The sequence below is a fragment of the Streptomyces sp. NPDC026515 genome, from assembly GCF_055567595.1.
On record NZ_JBVHQD010000004.1, the window covers coordinates 315,083 to 334,452 of the forward strand.

Annotated in this window: 17 protein-coding genes and 1 riboswitch; of the genes, 13 read left to right on the forward strand and 4 right to left on the reverse strand. The window is 71.0% G+C overall.

Annotation, left to right across the window (positions count from 1 at the left end; genetic code table 11):
- Positions 1-112 precede the first annotated feature (112 nt).
- The 8 genes from shc to ACZ4O3_RS09880 are packed head-to-tail and all read left to right on the forward strand — an operon-like array spanning position 113 to position 9,187.
- On the forward strand, positions 113-2,104 hold the full coding sequence (shc, locus tag ACZ4O3_RS09845) for a squalene--hopene cyclase (protein WP_362718693.1): 1,992 nt from the start codon (positions 113-115) through the stop codon (positions 2,102-2,104).
- Positions 2,105-2,746, forward strand: coding sequence for a phosphorylase family protein (locus ACZ4O3_RS09850; protein WP_362718696.1), 642 nt, complete (start codon positions 2,105-2,107; stop codon positions 2,744-2,746).
- 5 nt (positions 2,747-2,751) lie between these two features.
- A complete protein-coding gene (gene hpnH, locus ACZ4O3_RS09855) occupies positions 2,752-3,774 on the forward strand; it encodes an adenosyl-hopene transferase HpnH (RefSeq protein ID WP_467721822.1) in 1,023 nt (340 codons plus the stop codon).
- Between the two features lie 4 nt (positions 3,775-3,778).
- The gene (ispG, locus tag ACZ4O3_RS09860) at positions 3,779-4,936 is read left to right on the forward strand and encodes a flavodoxin-dependent (E)-4-hydroxy-3-methylbut-2-enyl-diphosphate synthase (protein ID WP_467721823.1); all 1,158 of its coding nucleotides are present in this window, start codon (positions 3,779-3,781) and stop codon (positions 4,934-4,936) included.
- A gap of 27 nt (positions 4,937-4,963) precedes the next feature.
- Positions 4,964-7,000, forward strand: coding sequence for a 1-deoxy-D-xylulose-5-phosphate synthase (dxs, locus tag ACZ4O3_RS09865; protein WP_467721824.1), 2,037 nt, complete (start codon positions 4,964-4,966; stop codon positions 6,998-7,000).
- Complete coding sequence (locus ACZ4O3_RS09870; protein ID WP_362718216.1) at positions 7,000-8,385, forward strand: aspartate aminotransferase family protein; 1,386 nt, start codon at positions 7,000-7,002, stop codon at positions 8,383-8,385. Before dxs ends, ACZ4O3_RS09870 begins: the two co-directional genes overlap by 1 nt.
- Before the next feature lie 59 nt (positions 8,386-8,444).
- The gene (locus tag ACZ4O3_RS09875; protein ID WP_362718218.1) at positions 8,445-9,068 is read left to right on the forward strand and encodes a helix-turn-helix domain-containing protein; all 624 of its coding nucleotides are present in this window, start codon (positions 8,445-8,447) and stop codon (positions 9,066-9,068) included.
- Positions 9,065-9,187: a DUF6126 family protein gene (locus ACZ4O3_RS09880; RefSeq protein ID WP_123972047.1), complete on the forward strand. Its 123-nt coding sequence runs from the start codon at positions 9,065-9,067 to the stop codon at positions 9,185-9,187. The genes ACZ4O3_RS09875 and ACZ4O3_RS09880 overlap by 4 nt, the downstream gene beginning before the upstream one ends.
- A gap of 22 nt (positions 9,188-9,209) precedes the next feature.
- Here the strand turns inward: ACZ4O3_RS09880 and ACZ4O3_RS09885 are convergent, their stop codons facing one another.
- Positions 9,210-10,007, reverse strand: a complete 798-nt coding sequence (locus ACZ4O3_RS09885) for a tyrosine-protein phosphatase (RefSeq protein ID WP_362718222.1) — start codon at positions 10,005-10,007, stop codon at positions 9,210-9,212.
- 173 nt (positions 10,008-10,180) lie between these two features.
- On the opposite strand from ACZ4O3_RS09885, the gene ACZ4O3_RS09890 reads away from it, so the two are divergent.
- The 3 genes from ACZ4O3_RS09890 (at position 10,181) to ACZ4O3_RS09900 (ending at position 14,722) form a co-directional block, all read left to right on the forward strand.
- Positions 10,181-12,265 carry an alpha-galactosidase gene (locus tag ACZ4O3_RS09890; RefSeq protein ID WP_467721915.1) on the forward strand — a complete coding sequence of 695 codons (2,085 nt, stop codon included), beginning with the start codon at positions 10,181-10,183 and terminating at the stop codon, positions 12,263-12,265.
- Between the two features lie 307 nt (positions 12,266-12,572).
- Positions 12,573-12,733, forward strand: a riboswitch (cyclic di-AMP (ydaO/yuaA leader).
- A gap of 4 nt (positions 12,734-12,737) precedes the next feature.
- Positions 12,738-13,697: a M23 family metallopeptidase gene (locus tag ACZ4O3_RS09895; protein ID WP_467721825.1), complete on the forward strand. Its 960-nt coding sequence runs from the start codon at positions 12,738-12,740 to the stop codon at positions 13,695-13,697.
- Between the two features lie 239 nt (positions 13,698-13,936).
- Positions 13,937-14,722: an SGNH/GDSL hydrolase family protein gene (locus ACZ4O3_RS09900; protein WP_362718228.1), complete on the forward strand. Its 786-nt coding sequence runs from the start codon at positions 13,937-13,939 to the stop codon at positions 14,720-14,722.
- 43 nt (positions 14,723-14,765) lie between these two features.
- Here ACZ4O3_RS09900 and ACZ4O3_RS09905 read toward each other — a convergent pair whose 3' ends face one another.
- Positions 14,766-15,368 (reverse strand): TetR/AcrR family transcriptional regulator, encoded by a 603-nt coding sequence (locus tag ACZ4O3_RS09905; RefSeq protein ID WP_362718230.1) that lies wholly within the window; start codon positions 15,366-15,368, stop codon positions 14,766-14,768.
- A 9-nt stretch (positions 15,369-15,377) separates the two neighbouring features.
- Positions 15,378-15,929, reverse strand: coding sequence for a GNAT family N-acetyltransferase (locus ACZ4O3_RS09910; protein ID WP_467721826.1), 552 nt, complete (start codon positions 15,927-15,929; stop codon positions 15,378-15,380).
- Between ACZ4O3_RS09910 and ACZ4O3_RS09915 the strand changes: the two genes are divergently transcribed.
- On the forward strand, positions 15,928-16,530 hold the full coding sequence (locus tag ACZ4O3_RS09915) for a helix-turn-helix domain-containing protein (protein ID WP_467721827.1): 603 nt from the start codon (positions 15,928-15,930) through the stop codon (positions 16,528-16,530). The genes ACZ4O3_RS09910 and ACZ4O3_RS09915 overlap by 2 nt on opposite strands.
- Positions 16,531-16,557: 27 nt before the next feature.
- Here the strand turns inward: ACZ4O3_RS09915 and ACZ4O3_RS09920 are convergent, their stop codons facing one another.
- On the reverse strand, positions 16,558-17,736 hold the full coding sequence (locus ACZ4O3_RS09920; protein WP_467721828.1) for a glutamate dehydrogenase: 1,179 nt from the start codon (positions 17,734-17,736) through the stop codon (positions 16,558-16,560).
- A 106-nt stretch (positions 17,737-17,842) separates the two neighbouring features.
- Here ACZ4O3_RS09920 and ACZ4O3_RS09925 point away from each other — a divergent pair, with 106 nt between their 5' ends.
- Entirely contained in the window at positions 17,843-19,090 is a 1,248-nt protein-coding gene (locus tag ACZ4O3_RS09925) for an MBL fold metallo-hydrolase (RefSeq protein ID WP_467721829.1), read from the forward strand.
- The last annotated feature ends 280 nt before the right edge of the window (positions 19,091-19,370 follow it).

Sequence of the window (19,370 nt, forward strand, 5' to 3'; positions counted from 1 at the left end):
ATCGGTCGAATAGCCCTCGCGTAGTCGCCGGCCGGTGCGAGCGCGCAAGCAGCACCGGCCGACGGCGGACCCACAGCAGAACGATTTCGTACGACTGCACGAAGGGGAAGCCATGACAGCGACGACCGACGGAAGCACCGGGGCCACCCTGCCGCCCCGCGCTGCCTCGGCCAGCACGGACCGCACCACCCCCGCGGCGACCGGGGTGAAAGAAGCCGCCGAACGCGCCATGCGGCGTGCCACCGACCATCTGCTCGCCCGTCAGGACGCGCAGGGGTGGTGGAAGGGTGACCTGGAGACCAACGTCACCATGGACGCCGAGGATCTGCTGCTCCGTCAGTTCCTCGGTATCCGCGACGAGGCCACGACGGCCGCCGCCGCGCTCTTCATCCGCGGCGAACAACGCGAGGACGGGACCTGGGCCACCTTCTACGGCGGGCCGGGCGAACTCTCCGCGACCATCGAGGCGTACGTCGCCCTGCGGCTGGCCGGCGACGCCCCCGACGCGCCCCACATGGCGAAGGCGTCGGCCTGGATCCGCGAGCGCGGCGGGATCGCCGCCGCCCGGGTCTTCACCCGGATCTGGCTGGCCCTGTTCGGCTGGTGGAAGTGGGAGGACCTGCCCGAACTCCCGCCGGAACTCCTGTACTTCCCCAAGTGGTTCCCGCTCAGCATCTACAACTTCGGCCAGTGGGCCAGGCAGACCATCGTGCCGCTCACGGTCGTCTCGGCCAAACGCCCGGTGCGGCCGGCCCCCTTCCCGCTGGACGAACTCCACACCGACCCGGCCGTTCCCAACCCGCCCCGTCCGCTGGCCCCTCCGATCAGCTGGGAGGGTCTCTTCCAGCGACTGGACAAGGTTGTCCGCGGCTACCGCAAGGTCGCCGTGCGCCGGCTGCGCGGCTCCGCCCTGAGGTCCGCCGCCCGCTGGATCATCGAGCGGCAGGAGAACGACGGCGCCTGGGGCGGCATCCAGCCGCCGGCCGTGTACTCGGTGATCGCCCTTCATCTGCTCGGCTACGACCTCGACCACCCCGTGATGCGCGCGGGCCTGGAGTCGCTGGATCGTTACGCCCTGTGGCGCGAGGACGGCTCCCGGATGATCGAGGCCTGTCAGTCGCCCGTGTGGGACACCTGCCTGGCCGCCATCGCCCTCGCCGACGCCGGACTGCCCCCCGACCACCCGCAACTGGTCAAGGCCGCCGACTGGATGCTCGGCGAGCAGATCGTGCGGCCCGGCGACTGGTCCGTCAAACGGCCGCAGCTCCCGCCGGGCGGCTGGGCGTTCGAGTTCCACAACGACAACTACCCCGACATCGACGACACCGCCGAGGTCGTCCTCGCGCTGCGCCGGATCAGGCACCACGACCCGGAGCGGATGGAGAAGGCGATCGGGCGCGGGGTGCGCTGGAACCTCGGCATGCAGTCGAAGAACGGCGCCTGGGGCGCCTTCGACGTCGACAACACCAGCCCGTTCCCCAACCGGCTGCCGTTCTGCGACTTCGGCGAGGTCATCGACCCGCCCTCGGCGGACGTCACCGCGCACGTCGTGGAGATGCTCGCCTTCGAGGGCATGGCCCACGACCCGCGCACCCGGCGCGGCATCGACTGGCTGCTGGCCGAACAGGAGCCCAACGGCTCGTGGTTCGGGCGCTGGGGCGTCAACTACGTCTACGGCACCGGCTCCGTGGTGCCCGCGCTGACCGCGGCCGGACTGCCCGCCTCGCATCCAGCGATCAGACGCGCGGTGACCTGGCTGGAGCAGGTCCAGAACGAGGACGGCGGCTGGGGCGAGGACCTGCGCTCCTACAAGTACGCCGGTGAATGGAGCGGACGCGGCGCCACCACCGCCTCCCAGACGGCGTGGGCGCTGATGGCGCTGCTCGCGGCCGGGGAGAAGGACTCCAAGGCCGTCGAGCGGGGCGTGCGGTGGCTCGCCGAGACCCAGCGGGAGGACGGCTCCTGGGACGAGCCCTACTTCACCGGCACCGGCTTCCCCTGGGACTTCTCCATCAACTACCACCTGTACCGGCAGGTCTTCCCGCTCACCGCGCTCGGCCGGTACGTCCACGGCGAGCCCCTGCCCGAGGCCGAGAGGAGCTGAATGAGCACCACGCCCGCTCCGGCTCCGCTGCTGATCGCCTGCGCGCTCGGCATCGAGCATCTGGCCCTGCGCGCCGGCGAACGCGGCGGTGCGGGCGGGCCGGTCACCGTACTGCGCACCGGCATGGGCCCCAGGGCGGCGGAACGGTCCGTCACCCGGGTCCTGGCCGGTCCGGCGCTCGCCGGTGCCGCCGTCCTGGCCACCGGCTTCTGCGCGGGACTGGCCCCCGGGATGCACCCCGGCGACCTGGTCGTCGCCGAGGAGACCCGGGACCCGCGCGGCAGCGTCCCCTGCGTCGGCACCGAACTCCTCGTGAAGGAACTCGTGCGGACCCTGCCCGGCCGCACCGTCCACACCGGGCCTGTCACCGGCTCCGACCACGTCGTCCGCGGAAACGAACGGTCCGACCTGTTCGGGACCGGCGCGATCGCGGTCGACATGGAATCGGCGGCCACGCTCCTGAGCGCCGTGCGCGCGGGCGAACGCCCCGTCGCGGCCGTCAGGGTGGTCGTGGACGCTCCCGAACATGAACTCGTCCGGATCGGCACGGTGCGCGGTGGAATATCTGCTTTCCGCGTTCTTCGATCCGTTCTTCCTGCTTTCTTCGAATGGCACCGTTCTTTGTTGCTCCCCCGGAGGTGAGCCAGATGGCCATGCCGCTGCGCCAGTCCATCAAGGTCGCGACTTACTTGGCTGAACAGAAGCTCCGCAAGCGGGACAAGTTCCCGCTGATCGTGGAGCTGGAACCCCTCTTCGCATGCAACCTGAAGTGCGAGGGCTGCGGCAAGATCCAGCATCCGGCAGGTGTGCTCAAGCAGCGCATGCCCGTCGCGCAGGCCGTCGGAGCCGTGCTGGAGTCCGGGGCACCGATGGTGTCCATCGCGGGCGGCGAACCCCTGATGCACCCTCAGATCGACGAGATCGTGCGGCAGTTGGTGGGGAAGAAGAAGTACGTCTTCCTCTGCACCAACGCCATGCTGCTGCGCAAGAAGATGGACAAGTTCACGCCGTCGCCCTACTTCGCCTTCGCGGTGCACATCGACGGGCTGCGCGAGCGGCACGACGAGTCCGTGGCGAAGGAGGGCGTGTTCGACGAGGCGGTGGCGGCCATAAAGGAAGCCAAGCAGCGCGGCTTCCGGGTGACCACCAACTCGACCTTCTTCAACACCGACACCCCGCAGACCATCATCGAGGTGCTCAACTTCCTCAACGACGACCTCAAGGTCGACGAGATGATGATCTCGCCCGCCTACGCCTACGAGAAGGCTCCCGACCAGGAGCACTTCCTCGGCGTGGCCCAGACCCGGGAGCTGTTCAAGAAGGCGTTCGCGGGCGGCAACCGGCGCAAGTGGCGGCTCAACCACTCCCCGCTCTTCCTGGACTTCCTGGAGGGCAAGGTCGATTTCCCGTGCACGGCCTGGGCGATCCCGAACTACTCGCTCTTCGGCTGGCAGCGCCCCTGCTACCTGATGAGCGACGGGTACGTGCCGACGTACCGCGAACTCATCGAGGAGACCGACTGGGACAAGTACGGCCGCGGCAAGGACCCGCGCTGCGCCAACTGCATGGCGCACTGCGGCTACGAGCCCACCGCCGTCCTCGCCACCATGGGATCCCTCAAGGAGTCGCTGCGCGCCATGCGCGAGACGGTCAGCGGAAACCGGGAGTGACCGCATGACCGCCATCTCCCTGGGACTCCCCGAGGTCCCGGCCCGGCCGATCGCCGAGCGACGCGTGTCGCGGCGGATCCACGTCGGGCCGGTGGCCGTCGGGGGCGGTGCCCCGGTCTCGGTCCAGTCGATGACCACGACCCGTACGTCGGACGTCGGCGCGACCCTCCAGCAGATCGCCGAGCTCACCGCGTCCGGATGTCAGATCGTCCGCGTCGCCTGCCCCACCCAGGACGACGCGGACGCCCTCGCCACCATCGCGAGGAAGTCCCAGCTCCCGGTGATCGCGGACATCCACTTCCAGCCGAAGTACGTGTTCTCGGCGATCGAGGCCGGCTGCGCCGCGGTCCGGGTGAACCCCGGCAACATCAAGCAGTTCGACGACAAGGTCAAGGAGATCGCGGCGGCCGCCAAGGACCACGGCACCCCGATCCGCATCGGCGTCAACGCCGGCTCCCTGGACCGCCGGCTGCTGCAGAAGTACGGCAAGGCGACCCCCGAGGCCCTGGTCGAGTCGGCCCTGTGGGAGGCGTCCCTCTTCGAGGAGCACGGCTTCCGGGACATCAAGATCTCCGTCAAGCACAACGACCCGGTCGTGATGATCGAGGCGTACCGGCAGCTCGCCGCCCAGTGCGAATACCCGCTGCACCTCGGTGTCACGGAGGCCGGCCCCGCCTTCCAGGGCACCATCAAGTCGGCGGTGGCCTTCGGCGCGCTGCTCTCCGAGGGCATCGGCGACACCATCCGGGTCTCCCTGTCGGCTCCTCCGGTCGAGGAGGTCAAGGTCGGCAACCAGATCCTGGAGTCCCTCAACCTCCGGCAGCGGCGCCTGGAGATCGTCTCCTGCCCGTCCTGCGGGCGCGCCCAGGTCGACGTCTACAAGCTGGCGGACGAGGTGACGGCGGGCCTGACCGGCATGGAGGTTCCGCTGCGCGTCGCGGTCATGGGCTGTGTGGTGAACGGCCCCGGCGAGGCCCGCGAGGCCGACCTCGGCGTCGCCTCCGGCAACGGCAAGGGGCAGATCTTCGTCAAGGGCGAGGTCATCAAGACCGTCCCCGAGTCGAAGATCGTGGAGACCCTCATCGAGGAAGCGATGAAGATCGCCGAGCAGATGGAGCAGGACGGCGCCGGGTCCGGAGCACCCGCCGTCACCGTGAGCTGAACAGCACGGACCGAGAGGGGGCCGAGCGTGACGATTCTGGAAACCATCCGGCAACCACGCGACCTGAAGGCGCTGTCCGAGGCGGAACTTCGCGAACTGTCCGGAGAAATACGAGAGTTCCTGGTGCACGCGGTCGCCAGGACCGGCGGTCACCTCGGCCCCAACCTGGGCGTCGTGGAACTGACCGTCGCACTGCACCGGGTCTTCGAGTCCCCGGTCGACCGCATCCTCTGGGACACCGGTCACCAGAGCTATGTGCACAAGCTGCTGACCGGCCGTCAGGACTTCTCCAAGCTGCGTGGCAAGGGCGGCCTGTCCGGGTACCCCTCGCGCGAGGAGTCCGAGCACGACGTCATCGAGAACAGCCATGCCTCCACGGCGCTCGGCTGGGCGGACGGCCTGGCCAAGGCGCGCCAGGTGCAGGGGGAGAAGGGGCATGTCGTCGCGGTGATCGGCGACGGCGCGCTGACCGGCGGGATGGCCTGGGAGGCGCTCAACAACATCGCGGCCGCCAAGGACCGGCCGCTGATCATCGTCGTCAACGACAACGAACGGTCCTACGCCCCCACCATCGGCGGGCTCGCCAACCACCTCGCCACCCTGCGCACCACCGACGGCTACGAGCAGGTGCTGGCCTGGGGCAAGGAGGTGCTCCTGCGCACCCCCGTGGTCGGCAACACCATCTACGAGTCCCTGCACGGCGCCAAGAAGGGCTTCAAGGACGCCTTCGCCCCGCAGGGCATGTTCGAGGACCTGGGCCTCAAGTACGTCGGCCCGATCGACGGCCACGACATCAGGGCGGTCGAGTCCGCGCTCAGGCGGGCGAAACGTTTTCACGGGCCGGTGCTCGTGCACTGCCTCACGGAGAAGGGCCGCGGCTACGAACCCGCCCTCGCCCACGAGGAGGACCGCTTCCACACCGTCGGTGTGATGGACCCGCTCACCTGCGAGCCCCTCGCGCCGCCCAACGGACCTTCCTGGACCTCGGTGTTCGGCGACGAGATCGTCCGGATCGGCGAGGAGCGCGACGACGTCGTGGCGATCACCGCGGCCATGCTGCACCCGGTCGGCCTCGGCAAGTTCGCCGTCCGCTTCCCCGACCGGGTCTGGGACGTGGGCATCGCCGAGCAGCACGCGACGGTCTCGGCGGCCGGCCTGGCGACCGGCGGACTGCATCCGGTCGTCGCCGTCTACGCCACGTTCCTGAACCGGGCCTTCGACCAGTTGCTCATGGACGTAGCTCTGCACCGCTGCGGGGTGACGTTCGTGCTGGACCGGGCGGGCGTCACCGGAGTCGACGGAGCCTCGCACAACGGCATGTGGGACATGTCCGTCCTTCAGGTGGTCCCGGGGCTGCGCATCGCCGCCCCGCGTGACGCCGAGCAGCTGCGCCTCCAGCTGCGCGAGGCGGTCGCGGTGGACGACGCGCCCACGCTGGTGCGGTTCCCCAAGGAGTCGGTGGGCCCCGAGATCCCGGCGGTCGACCGGATCGGAGGGCTGGACGTGCTGCGCGGCGACGCGGACGCCCAGGTGCTGCTGGTCGCGGTCGGCGTGATGGCGCCGGTCTGTCTCCAGGCCGCGGAGCTGCTGGCCGCCCGGGGCATCGGGTGCACGGTGGTGGACCCCCGGTGGGTCAAGCCCGTGGACCCCGCGCTGCCGGTCCTGGCGGCCCAGCACGAGCTGGTGGCCGTCGTCGAGGACAACAGCAGGGCGGCCGGTGTCGGCGCGGCGGTCGCGCTCGCGCTCGGCGACGCGGACGTGGATGTGCCGGTCCGGCGGTTCGGGATTCCTGAGCAGTTCCTGGCGCACGCGAAGCGGGGGGAGGTGCTGGCCGACATCGGGCTGACGCCGGTGGAGATCGCGGGGCGCATCGGGGCGAGCCTCGCGGGGCGGGCGGCCGAGCGCGCCCACGGAGGTGCCGCGGGGGGCCGTGCGGCGGGGACGGCCTCGTCCGGGCTGGTCGCGCCCGCGCGGCGGCAGCCGCATATCGAACGCAGTCCCGCGCCCCTTCAGGGCGCCACAGCCGACAGCGCTTTCATCGATGGCGCCGCCAAGGAGAAGTGATGAGCACGGAGTTCGACCTCGGCGCACTGCTGGCCGAGCGTGGCGGTGAGCGGTACGAGCTGCATGCCAGGTACCTGAACCACCAGCTGCCGCGCATGCTGCACACCATCGGGTTCGACAAGGTCTACGAGCGGGCCGAGGGCGCCCACTTCTGGGACGAGGACGGCAACGACTACCTGGACATGCTCGCCGGGTTCGGGGTGATGGGCCTGGGACGCCACCACCCCGTCGTCCGCAAGGCCCTGCACGACGTCCTGGACGCGCAGCTGGCCGACCTCACCCGCTTCGACTGCCAGCCGCTGCCCGGGCTGCTCGCCGAGCGGCTCCTGGCCCACAGCCCCCACCTGGACCGGGTGTTCTTCGGCAACAGCGGCACCGAGGCGGTCGAGACCGCTCTGAAGTTCGCCCGCTTCGCCACCGGCAGACCCCGTGTCCTCTACTGCGACCACGCCTTCCACGGCCTGACCACCGGCTCGCTGTCGGTCAACGGCGAGGACGGCTTCCGGGACGGCTTCGCCCCGTTGCTGCCCGACACGGCCGTGCCCCTCGGTGACCTCGACGCCCTGGCGCGTGAGCTGCGGAAGGGCGACGTCGCCGCCCTGATCGTCGAACCGATCCAGGGCAAGGGCGTGCACGAGGCGCCACCCGGCTACCTGCGCGGAGCCCAGGAGCTGCTGCACAGGCACAAGGCGCTGCTGATCGCCGACGAGGTCCAGACCGGCCTCGGCCGTACCGGCGACTTCTACGCCTACCAGCACGAGGACGGCGTCGAGCCGGACCTGGTGTGCGTGGCCAAGGCGCTGTCCGGCGGCTACGTCCCGGTAGGCGCGACCCTCGGCAAGGACTGGATCTTCAAGAAGGTCTACTCGTCCATGGACCGCGTCCTGGTCCACTCGGCGAGCTTCGGCGCCAACGCCCAGGCGATGGCCGCCGGACTCGCCGTCCTGTCCGTCATGGAGAACGACCAGATCGTCGCGAACTCCCGGTCGGTGGGGGAGCTGCTCAGGTCCCGGCTCGCCGGACTGGTCGACAAGTACGAGCTGCTCGCCGACGTCCGCGGCCGGGGCCTGATGATCGGCATCGAGTTCGGCAGGCCCAGCTCGCTGAAGCTCCGCAGCCGCTGGACCATGCTCCAGGCCGCCCGCAAGGGCCTGTTCGCGCAGATGGTCGTCGTACCGCTGCTGCAACGGCACCGGATCCTCACCCAGGTCTCCGGCGATCATCTGGAGGTCATCAAGCTCATCCCGCCGCTGATCGTCGACGAGGCCGACGCGGACCGCTTCGTGGCCGCCTTCACGGACGTCATGGACGACGCGCACAGCGGCGGCGGCCTGATGTGGGACTTCGGCAAGACCCTCGTCAAGCAGGCGGTGGCCAACCGCTAGCTTTTTGTCTCTGAGGCAAGAAAATTGCCGCGGAGGCAAATCTTTGGCTGAATGGAGGCATGAACGCCTCCGAGGACGAGCGCGCGGGCGGTCCGGTCGAGGACCTGCCCGCCGTCGCTCCGCAGCTGCGGTCCCTGCGCCGCCGCGCCGGTCTCACCCTGGAGGCCGCGGCCCGCGACGCCGGACTGTCGGCCGCCCATCTCTCCCGGCTGGAGACCGGGCAGCGCCAGCCCTCGCTGCCGATGCTGCTCGCACTCGCCCGTGTCTACGGTACGACGGTCTCGGAACTGCTGGGCGAGACCGTCGCCGAGCGGGACGCGATCGTACGCGCCGGCGACATGGAACCGACCCGCGCCGGCGGCTGGACGTACTGGCAGGCCGGCTCCTCCGGCCGCGGGATGCAGTCGCTGCGCGTCCGGGTGCCGTACGGCACCCAGGGCGACATCGTGCGGGTGCATCCCGGCGAGGAATGGCTGTACGTCCTGAGCGGGCGGCTGAGGCTGCGCCTGGGCGACACCACCCATGTCCTCGCCCCCGGCGACAGCGCCCACTTCGACTCGCTGACCCCGCACCGCCTCGCCGCCGAGGACCACGACGGCGTCGAGCTGCTGTTCGTCCACACCCTGCTGCAGAGTCCCACGGCCACGCTGTGCCTGGGACCGATCACTGGAGAGCTGCTGTGAGCAACATCGAGGAGAAGTTCCCCCGCGCCCTGTGGGTCCGGCTCATCATCTACATCGCCGTCGGGCACGTCTTCGCCGCCTTCCTCTACCTGCTGTTCGCCGTGGGCGGCAAGGGCTGAACGCTCCCCGCTCGCCCGGGCGTCAGTCCAGGAGGCGGGCGCGCAGCCGCTCCCGGGTCTGCGGAGCGAGCTTCAGACCCTGCTCCAGGTACGTGTCGGCATCGCCCCACGCCTCGTCGATGCTCTCGAAGGCCGCCGTCAGATACTCCGCGCGGGCCTCGAAGAGCGGACTCAGCAGCTCCATCACCTCGGGGCTGTACGCGCCGTCCCCGCCGCCGCTGCGCCGCACCTTGTAGCGGCGGTGCTTGGCGTTGGACTCCAGGTAGTCGGCGAGGATCGCGTCCCGCTCCACGCCCAGCGCGAGGAGCGTCACCGCTATGGAGACGCCCGCCCGGTCCTTGCCGGCCGCGCAGTGCATCAGCGCCGGCACGCTGTCCTCGGCGAGCCCGTGCAGCACCCGCGAGTGCTCGTCGGTGCGGTCCCTGACGATCGTGCGGTACGAGCTGATCATCCGGTTCGCGGCCTTGCCGTCGCCCAGCAGCCCGCGCAGCTGCTCGGTGTCGCCCTCGCGCACCATCGTCCAGAACTCGGCGCCGTGCGCCGGGTCGGTCAGCGGCAGGTTCAGGTTCCGCACGCCGGGCAGATCGACGTCCGGGCCCTCCAGCTTCTGGTCGGCCGCGTTGCGGAAGTCGAAGATCGTGTGCAGGCCGAGGGAGGCGAGGAACTCCGCGTCCTGCGCCGTCGCGTGTGCCAGATGTCCGCTGCGGAACAGCACACCGTGCCGCACCCGGCGCCCGTCCACGGTCGGCAGGCCGCCCACGTCACGGAAGTTGCGCACACCGGCCAGCTCGGGCTCGGTCGACGGGACCTGCTGCGTCACGGGGGCTCCTCCCGGCCGGCCCCGTCGGCGCTGCTCGTCGACGGGCACTGGATCGACCATACGACATCGGTTTCCACGGGCAATGAGTTGTCCACAGGCGTTGCCTCCGGGCCCCGTGGCCTTGATGATGTTGGTGCTTGAGCGGATCTGTTGGCACCTGTGTGAGGTTTCTCGTGGTGGACATCGCCGAAAACGGTCGTACATGGCTCCTGTCGGGCCCGGGCAGCAGTTACGCGCTGCACCTCACGGAGGACGACGAACTGCTCCACCTCCACTGGGGCCCGAAGATCGGGCTCGCCGACGCCGAGGAGCTCAGCACCCGGGCGCTGCCCGGTTACTGGCCCTTCGAGTCCCCGCTGGACGGCCGTGAGGAGTACCCGGTCGAGGGCGGCCCGCGTTTCGTCCGCCCCGCGCTGTCCGTGCGCACCGAGGAGCGCCGCGGCACCGAGTGGACCTTCGAGTCGTACGAGACGGAGGGGGACGCGGCCGGCCAGGAGCTCCGGCTGCGCTTCAGGGACGGCCGGATCCTCATCACCCTGCACTACCGGATGCGCGGCGACGTCGTCGAGCGCTGGGTGACCGTCGACAACCAGGGGGACGCGCGCCTGGAGCTGCTGCGGGCCGATCCCGCCGCCTGGACGCTGCCCGACCGTGAGGGCTGGCGCCTGTCCCAGCTGCACGGCCGCTGGGCCGCCGAGTCGCGCCTCACCAGCGCCCCGCTCACCTACGGCGAGAAGGTGATAGGCAGCCGCCGCGGCCACACCGGTCACCAGCACCTGCCCTGGGTCGCCCTCGACACCGACGCCACCGAGGAGCGCGGCGAGGTCTGGGGCTGCGCCCTCGGCTGGTCCGGCTCCTGGCGCATCGCGGTCGCGCAGCTCCCCGACGCGCGCGTGCAGATCACCGGCGGCGCCGGATACGACGACTCGGGCCTGCTGATGCTGGCCGGGGGCGAGTCGTACACCAGCCCGGTCTTCGCGGGCCTGTGGACCGACGGCGGTTTCGGCGGGGCCAGCCGCGCCTGGCACGCCTACCAGCGGGCGTACGTCATCCCCGACGCCGACCGGGACCGGCCGGTGCTGTTCAACTCCTGGGAGGCCACCACCTTCGACATCTCCGAGGAGCAGCAGGCCACCCTCGCCCGGCGGGCCGCCGCGATCGGCGTCGAGCTGTTCGTGGTCGACGACGGCTGGTTCGGCGCCCGCACCAGCGACCGCGCGGGCCTCGGCGACTGGACGCCGAACCCGGACCGCTTTCCCAAGGGCCTCAAACCCCTCGCCGACCACGTGCACGCCCTCGGCATGCAGTTCGGCATCTGGGTCGAGCCCGAGATGGTGAACGCGGACAGCGACCTGTACCGCGCGCACCCCGACTGGGTGCAGCACCAAAAGGGGCGAAAGCGGACCGAACTCCGCAATCAGCTCGTCCTCAACCTCGCCCGCGAGGACGTCCAGGAGTACCTCTGGGAGCGGCTCGACACCCTGCTGTCCAGCGCCCCGATCGACTACGTCAAGTGGGACTTCAACCGCTGCTTCACCGACGCGGGCTGGCCCGGCGAGCCCTACCCGCAGCGCCTGTGGGTCGACCACGTCCGCGGGCTGTACGCCCTGCTCGACCGGATCCGGGCGGCCCACCCCGACGTGGCCATCGAGTCCTGCTCCGGCGGTGGCGGCCGGATCGACCTCGGCATCATGAGCCGTACCGACGAGGTGTGGACCTCCGACAACACCGACCCGCTGGACCGGCTCGCCATCCAGCACGGGTTCAGCCAGATCCACCCCGCCCGGGTGATGTCCGCCTGGGTGACCGACAGCCCGAACCACCAGCTCAACGGCCGGGTCAGCAGCCTGCGTTTCCGCTTCGTGAGCTCCATGGCCGGGGCTCTCGGCGTCGGGGGCGACCTCTCCCGGTGGACCGAGGAGGAGCTGGCCGAAGCCGGCCGTTGGGTGGCGCTCTACAAGGACATCCGGCCCCTGGTGCAGCGCGGGGACCAGTACCGGCTGCGGCCGCCGGCCGGCGGGCTCAGCGCCGTGCAGTACACGCTCGGCGACGAGACCGTGGTCCTCGCCTGGCTCCAGGCGCAGAGTTACGGCGAGCCGATGCCGGCGCTGCGGCTGCGGGGGCTCGACCCGACAGCATCGTACGAATGCCGCGAAACGGGCGAAGTGCACCGAGGTGCCGTCCTGTTGCATCACGGGCTGCGCACGGAGCTGCGCGGCGACCTGGATGCGGCAGTTATCCGTCTCCGTCGCATATGACGTCTTTGTCCGAATTGAAACATTCATTCCAACTGGTTCTGGAATAAAAGGGCGTGGTGTGACGCGCGTGAGGAGCGTCATATTCGTGACCGTCCGTCGCGCGTCATGTCCACGTAATTCCCGTGCGTGCCAAGGGGATTGGAAAGGCGTGAAAAGCCGGAATTAACGGAGGGTGACCAGGAATTCCCGTAACGGATCAAGCGAAATCCGGACAGAGGGAATTTGATGCTTGTTTATACGCGTCCTACTCGCTTACGTTCCACGCAACCGGACGGAACGCCGAATCCTGCCGCCGCCCGGAGTTCCCCACACACACTCACCCGTGCCCGGCAGGAGCGGGGGACCCACCAGGTATGACCGCCTGTTCCGGTTCCCGGGACGGCTAGGGGTGTAGCCACGTCTTCCCGCGTGGCCGGGCAGCTCCAGCCCGAACCCGACAGCTCACCTCGCAGGCGCCGGAGAGGAATGCGTCATGCCCGCGAAGGGTAAGCACCGCCGCCCCAAGTCCCAGCGTCTCACCCGCTCGATGGCCGTGGCCGGAACCGGTGGCGCCGCGCTGGCCCTGCCGCTCATGGGAGCCACCGGCGCCCACGCGGCCACCGTGCACACCGTTTCCGGAAAGGCCACGCAGTCGCTTCCGGCCGTCGAGAAGACGGCCGTCGAGAAGACGGCCGTCCGGAAGTCCGCCGTCCGGGATTCCGCCGTCCGGGAATCCGGCACCGGGAATTCCGCGCACCGCGTCTACACGGTGGTGTCCGGCGACTACCTCTCGAAGATCGCCCGCGAGCACAACGTCGACGGCGGCTGGCCCCGGCTCTACGCCGACAACCGGCAGGCGGTCGGCGACAACCCCTCGCTGATCCACCCCGGTCTCAAGCTCACGCTCGGCGGCCGGCACACCGCCCCGGACACCTCCGGCCCGGACTCCCGGTCCGAGACGCGGTCTCCTTCGCGGTCCTCCGCCCCCTCCTCGGACGCGGCGTCCTCCCCGGAATCCTCGGACACCTCCACGACGGCCGTCTCCGGTTTCACCCTCCCGGTGAGCGGCGGCACCATCGGCACCGGTTACCACGTGGCCGGCAGCATGTGGTCCAGCGGTTACCACACCGGCGTCGACTTCGTGGTCCCGACCGGCACCCCGGTCAAGGCGGTCGGCGAGGGCACGGTCGTCACGGCGGGCTGGGGCGGTGCCTACGGCAACCAGGTCGTCATCAGGCTCGCCGACGGCTACTACGCGCAGTACGGCCACCTCTCCGCGCTCTCCGTCTCGGTCGGCCAGACCGTGACCGCGGGCCAGCAGATCGGCCTCTCCGGCGCCACCGGCAACGTCACAGGTCCGCACCTGCACTTCGAGATCCGGACCAGCCCCTACTACGGCTCAGACATCGACCCGGTCGGCTTCCTCCGTCTGAAGGGCGTGGTCGTCGGCTGACCCGTCGACCCCGCTGATCCGACACGCACCCCGAAGGCCGGACCCTCGATCCCCGGGTCCGGCCTTCGGGCGATCGACGCTTCAACGCCCCTGCTCAGAGCCTTATTCCGGGCTTGGCCGAGTATTTACAAGTGTCTTATCTCACCGCTCGTCAACCCTTTATTACGGTCGCGTAGGTCACAGGCCAAGGTGAATCATGGCCCGACGTGGCAGACGATTCGAAGAGTGACAATGCATCAGTGATCGGGTCGTACGTGGCGGTGGGGGACAGCTTCACCGAGGGCGTCGGCGACCCCGGCCCCGACGGGGCGTTCGTCGGCTGGGCGGACCGGTTCGCGGTCCTGCTGTCGGACCGGCGGCCCGAGGGCGACTTCGAGTACACCAACCTCGCGGTGCGCGGGAAACTGCTCGACCAGATCGTGGCGGACCAGGTGCCGCAGGCCCTGGCACTCGCCCCCGACCTGATCTCCTTCTGCGCCGGCGGCAACGACATCATCCGCCCCGGCACCGACCCCGACGAGGTGGCCGAGCGGTTCGAGCGGGCAGTGGCCCAACTGACCGAGGCCGTCGGCACGGTTCTGGTGACCACCGGGTTCGACACCCGGGGGGTGCCCGTCCTCAAGCATCTGCGCGGCAAGATCGCCACCTACAACGGCCATGTCCGCGCCGTCGCCGACCGGTACGGCTGTCCGGTCCTCGACCTGTGGTCCCTGAAGACCGTGCAGGACCGGCGGGCCTGGGACGGCGACCGGCTGCACCTGTCGCCCGAGGGGCACACACGGGTGGCGCTGCGGGCCGGGCAGGTGCTCGGCGTCGACGTGCCGGCCGACCCGGACCAGCCGTGGCCGCCGCTGCCGCCGCGCGGCACCCTGGAGGTCCGCCGCGACGACGTGCACTGGGCCCGTGAGTACCTGGTGCCGTGGATAGGACGACGGCTGCGCGGCGAGTCGTCGGGCGACCACGTGACGGCCAAGGGGGCGCTCTCCCCGGACGACATCAAGATGCGGATCGCCTCCGTGGCTTGAGGCTGTGGCGGCGGTGAGGGGCGGCATCCTGGCGAGCCGCCCCTCACCATTCCTCGGACAGCCCCAGTTCGCGCGCCAGCGCCTCGTCGACCCACTCCTGCGCCCGGGAGCGTGACAGGGCGCCCGGGTAGGAGGTCAGCTGGACGGCGAGCCCGTCGAGCAGTGCGGTCAGCCGCAGCGCCGCGGCCGCGGGGTCGGGGCAGCGGAACTCACCGGCGGCCACCCCCTCGGTGATGACCTCGGCGATCGCCGCCTTCCACTGCTGGTCCAGCTCCTTGGCGACGTCGCGCAGGGCGGGTTCGCGCAGTGCCGCCGCCCAGCCCTCGATCCACAGCCGCCAGCCCTTGGCCTGTCCGGTCGGCGCGTACCAGCGCACCGCCGAGCGCAGCCGCCGTGACGCCGACGTACGGCGCCCCAGCAGCTTGCGCAGATGCGCCAGGTCGCCCTCGGCGGCGTAGGCGAAGGCGGCGGCGACCAGCTTCTCCTTCGTCGAGAAGTGGTACAGCACCAGTGCGTTGCTCACGCCGAGGGCCGAGGCGACATCGGCGATCCGTACCGCCGCCACGCCTCGCGCCTCGATCTGCTCGATGGCCGCCCGCAGCAGTTCCTCACGCCGCTCGGCCACGCTCAACCGCACTCTCGCCACGCGGTCACCCTAATCGGTCCTCCCCCCGCGCGCGTTGCCGTCCCGGTCCAGCGGCAGCCGCATGAGCGTGAGGTCCAGCCGGCGGCCGAACTTGACGCCCACCTCCCGGACGGTGCCCGCGTGCTCGAACCCGAACCGCTGGTGCAGCCGGACGGACGCGGTGTTCTCCGCCTCGATGCCGGCGATCATGACGTGGTGGCCGGCCTCGCGCGCCGCGGTGACGAGGGCGCCCAGCAGCGCGGAACCGATGCCGAGCCCGTGGCGTCCCTCGCGGACGTAGACGGAGTCCTCCACCGTGTGCCGGTAGCCGTCCAGCTCTCGCCACGGGCCGTAGACCGCGAACCCGGCCACCTCGCCCGCCACTTCGGCCACGAACGCCGAGCCGCGCGCCAGATGGGCGGCGAGCCAGGCCGCTCCCTCGGCGGAGGACTGGGGGGCCGAGGTCCACAGTGCGGTCGAATGCTCGATCGCGTCGTTGCGGATCGCGCGAACAGCCTCCGCGTCACCGGGGTGCGCCGGGCGGACCGTCACCGTCCGGCCTCTCTCGTATATTGGATTCATGTCCAACATAGTAGATCCGTCGACGGACTCCCTGGCGGCACGGATCGCGGCCCGGGTCCGCACCGAGCGGGAGCGCCGCCGCTGGACGCTGGCGCAGCTCGCGGACGCCTCCGGTGTCTCCCCGGCGATGATCAGCCGGATCGAACGCGGCGAGAGCAGCCCCACCGCCGTGGTCCTCGGCAAGCTGTCCGCCGCCTTCCAGCTGAGCGTCGCCTCCCTGCTGGCCCTCGCCGAGGGCACGCAGGACACCGCGGCCGACACCGCGGGAGTGCGGCGTGACGCCGACGCCGCCGAGTGGTGCGACCCCGGCACCGGTTACCGCCGCCGCCAGATCACCGGACCGCGGTTCCCGGCGGAGATCGCCGAGATCCGCCTGCCCGCCGGCGCCCGGGTGCCCTACCCGGCGGCCGCCTTCGCCTTCGTACGGCAGCTCGTCTGGGTCCTCGACGGCCGCCTGACCTTCCACGACGGCGACACGGTCCATGAACTCGGTGCCGGCGACACCGTCGAACTCGGGCCGCCCGCCGAGCGGGTCTTCGCCAACACCACCGACGCGGAGTGCCGCTACGCCGTCGTCCTCACCCGGGACGCGCGACCCTAGGCGCGGTGCCGCCGGGCGGCCGGCCCCTCACCGGTACCAGCCGAACCGCTCCGCGATCACCGGCAGCCGGTCGCTCACCAGGGCGTGGGCCGCGGTGCGCGGGGTCGTGCCGTCGGACTCCGCGCGGTCCAGCATCAGCTCCACCAGGGCCCGCATCGAGCGGCGGGTGTGGGCGAACGCCTCGTCGGCCTCCGGACCGATGTCGCCGAACAGGGTCCACCACCACCAGGCGTTGGTGCCCGAGTTGACCACCACGTCCGGCAGCACGGTCACCCCGCGCGCCGTGAGCCGCTCCTCCGCCTCGGGCAGCACCGGCATGTTGGCCGCCTCCACGATCCAGCGGGCCGTCACCAGGTGCTCGTTGGACGCGTCGACGGTGTACGACACCGCGGCCGGCACCAGCACCTCCGCGTCGGCGCACAGCCACGCGTCGCCCGGCAGTTCGAGATCGCCCGGGCGCAGCACCGCGCGGTCGACGGTGCCGTACGTGTCCCGCGCCCGCAGCAGCGTCTCGACGTCCAGGCCCGCCGGGTTGGCGATCGTGCCCTTGACGTCGGCGACGGCCACCACGGTGAGCCCCGCGCGGGCGAGGAAGCGCGCCGTCGCCCCGCCCATCGTGCCCAGCCCCTGCACCGCGACCCGCGTCCCCGGGTACGGCACCCCGGCCCGGTCCAGGGCCGTCAGCGCCGACTCGGCCACCCCGCAGCCGCCGACCAGCTCGTCGAGGCCGATGCCGTCGACCTCGATGGCGAAGGCGTCCGCCAGCCGCCGCCGCGCCCCCGCCTCGTCGTCCAGCAGCGGATACACGGCCTGGATCGAAGAGACCAGCCCGGCCTCGACGGCCGCCCGGTCCACCAGGTCCTGGGTGAGCCCGAGGTCCTCGCCGGTGGTCCAGAAGCTCTCGACGTACGGCCGCACGGCGCGCAGATAGCGGACCAGCAGGGCGTAGGACCCCGGGTCCTGCGGATCGCAGTCGATGCCCCCCTTGGCGCCGCCCAGGGGGATGTAGCGGCCCGCGGGGTTGTAGTGCAGGGCCTCCTTCATCGTCATGCCCCGCGCCAGCGCGGTGACCTCCTCCAGGGTGCAGCCCGGCCGCATCCGCAGACCGCCGCTGGCCACCCCCCGCACCAGCCGGTCGACCACCAGGAACCCTTGCCGTCCGGTGATGTGGTCGGTCCAGACGAGAGACATCAGTGGAGCGGCCATGGTGGCTCCCGAGAGGTTCGTGATGGAGGTTACTACTGAATGGTGATTCAGTATCCGGAGGTGGACGGCAGGGTGTCAACGCCGACCGCCCGAGGGGCCGACCATAATGGAGGACCTCGGCGACACCACTGGAGGTACCGTGACCCGTTTGCGTTCCCTGAGCTCCGGGCTCCGCGTGCTGCGGCCCGCTGCCTTCGGCGTGGACCCCAGCGGTGAGCGGATGGCTCGCATCCAGGCCTCACCGCACTTCAAGGACGGTGTCTTCCAGAACCCCGGCGGTACCGCCCGTACCCGCCCCTCGGGCTCGATGCTCGACTTCGCGAAGATCTACTTCGAGAAGGAGCAGCGCGTCCGCCGCGCCCCCCGGGGCACCGTCCCGGTGCACGCCACCACCGTCGCCGACCTCGCCCGGCCCGCCGCGAGCGGGCTGCGGGTGACCTGGTTGGGACACTCCAGCGTGCTCGTGGAGATCGACGGACACCGGGTCCTGTTCGATCCCGTCTGGGGCGAGCGCTGCTCCCCGTTCCCGTTCGCCGGGCCCAAGCGGCTGCACCCGGCACCGCTGCCGCTGGCCGCGCTCGGCCCGGTCGACGTGGTGGTCATCTCGCACGACCACTACGACCACCTCGACCTGCCCACCATCAAGGCGCTGGCCGGCACGGACACCCTCTTCGCGGTGCCGCTCGGGGTGGGGGCCCACCTGGAGCACTGGGGCGTCGCCGCCGACCGGCTGCGCGAGCTGGACTGGCACGAGGAGACCAAGGTCGGCGGCCTGACCCTGACGGCCGCCCCGGCCCGTCACTTCTGCGGCCGCGGACTGCGCAACACCCAGCACACCCTGTGGGCGTCCTGGGTCGTCGCGGGCGAGCGGCACCGGATCTACCACAGTGGTGACACCGGCTATTTCGAGGGCTTCAAGGACATCGGCGCCGACCACGGGCCCTTCGACCTGACGATGATCCAGATCGGCGCGTACAGCGAGTTCTGGCCCGACATACACATGACGCCCGAGGAGGGCGTGCGCGCCCACCTCGACCTCCAGGGCGGGGGCCCGCACGGAGTGCTGCTGCCGATCCACTGGGGCACCTTCAACCTAGCCCCGCACGCCTGGGCCGAGCCGGGGGAGTGGACGAAGGACACCGGCGACGGGGCGGGCCAGGCGGTGGCGCTGCCGCGCCCCGGTGAGCCCTTCGAGCCGTCCGGGAAGCTGCCCGCGGACCGGTGGTGGCGCGAGGTGTCGGCGCCGGTCGCCCGGCCGTGGCGTACCGCGGTCCCGCCGCGGAGCGAGGCCGATCAGGATCTCGGCCTGGCCGGCGACACGGCGACGCCGGACGCGGACGACCTCGTGAAGTGAGCGCGGCGCCGGTGCGGCGGTGACGTGAGCGGCGTGCCTGCCCGTGCACGGCCGGGGCGGGGACATCGGCGTGCGTCATCCGCATGTGCCAACCCCCGCTTCTTTACCGGGACTTGAGCTGTCCCGGCGGTTCTGCACCGAGGCCGCGCGCTCGCTGCCGGAGGAGTCCGCACCCGGGGTTCCGCACTCGGCGGCCCAGGTGGCGGATCAGACCCATGCCCGCCGAGCGCCTTCCCAACACCTCTCACGGCCGGCGCACCCACTTCGCCGCCCGGGGAAC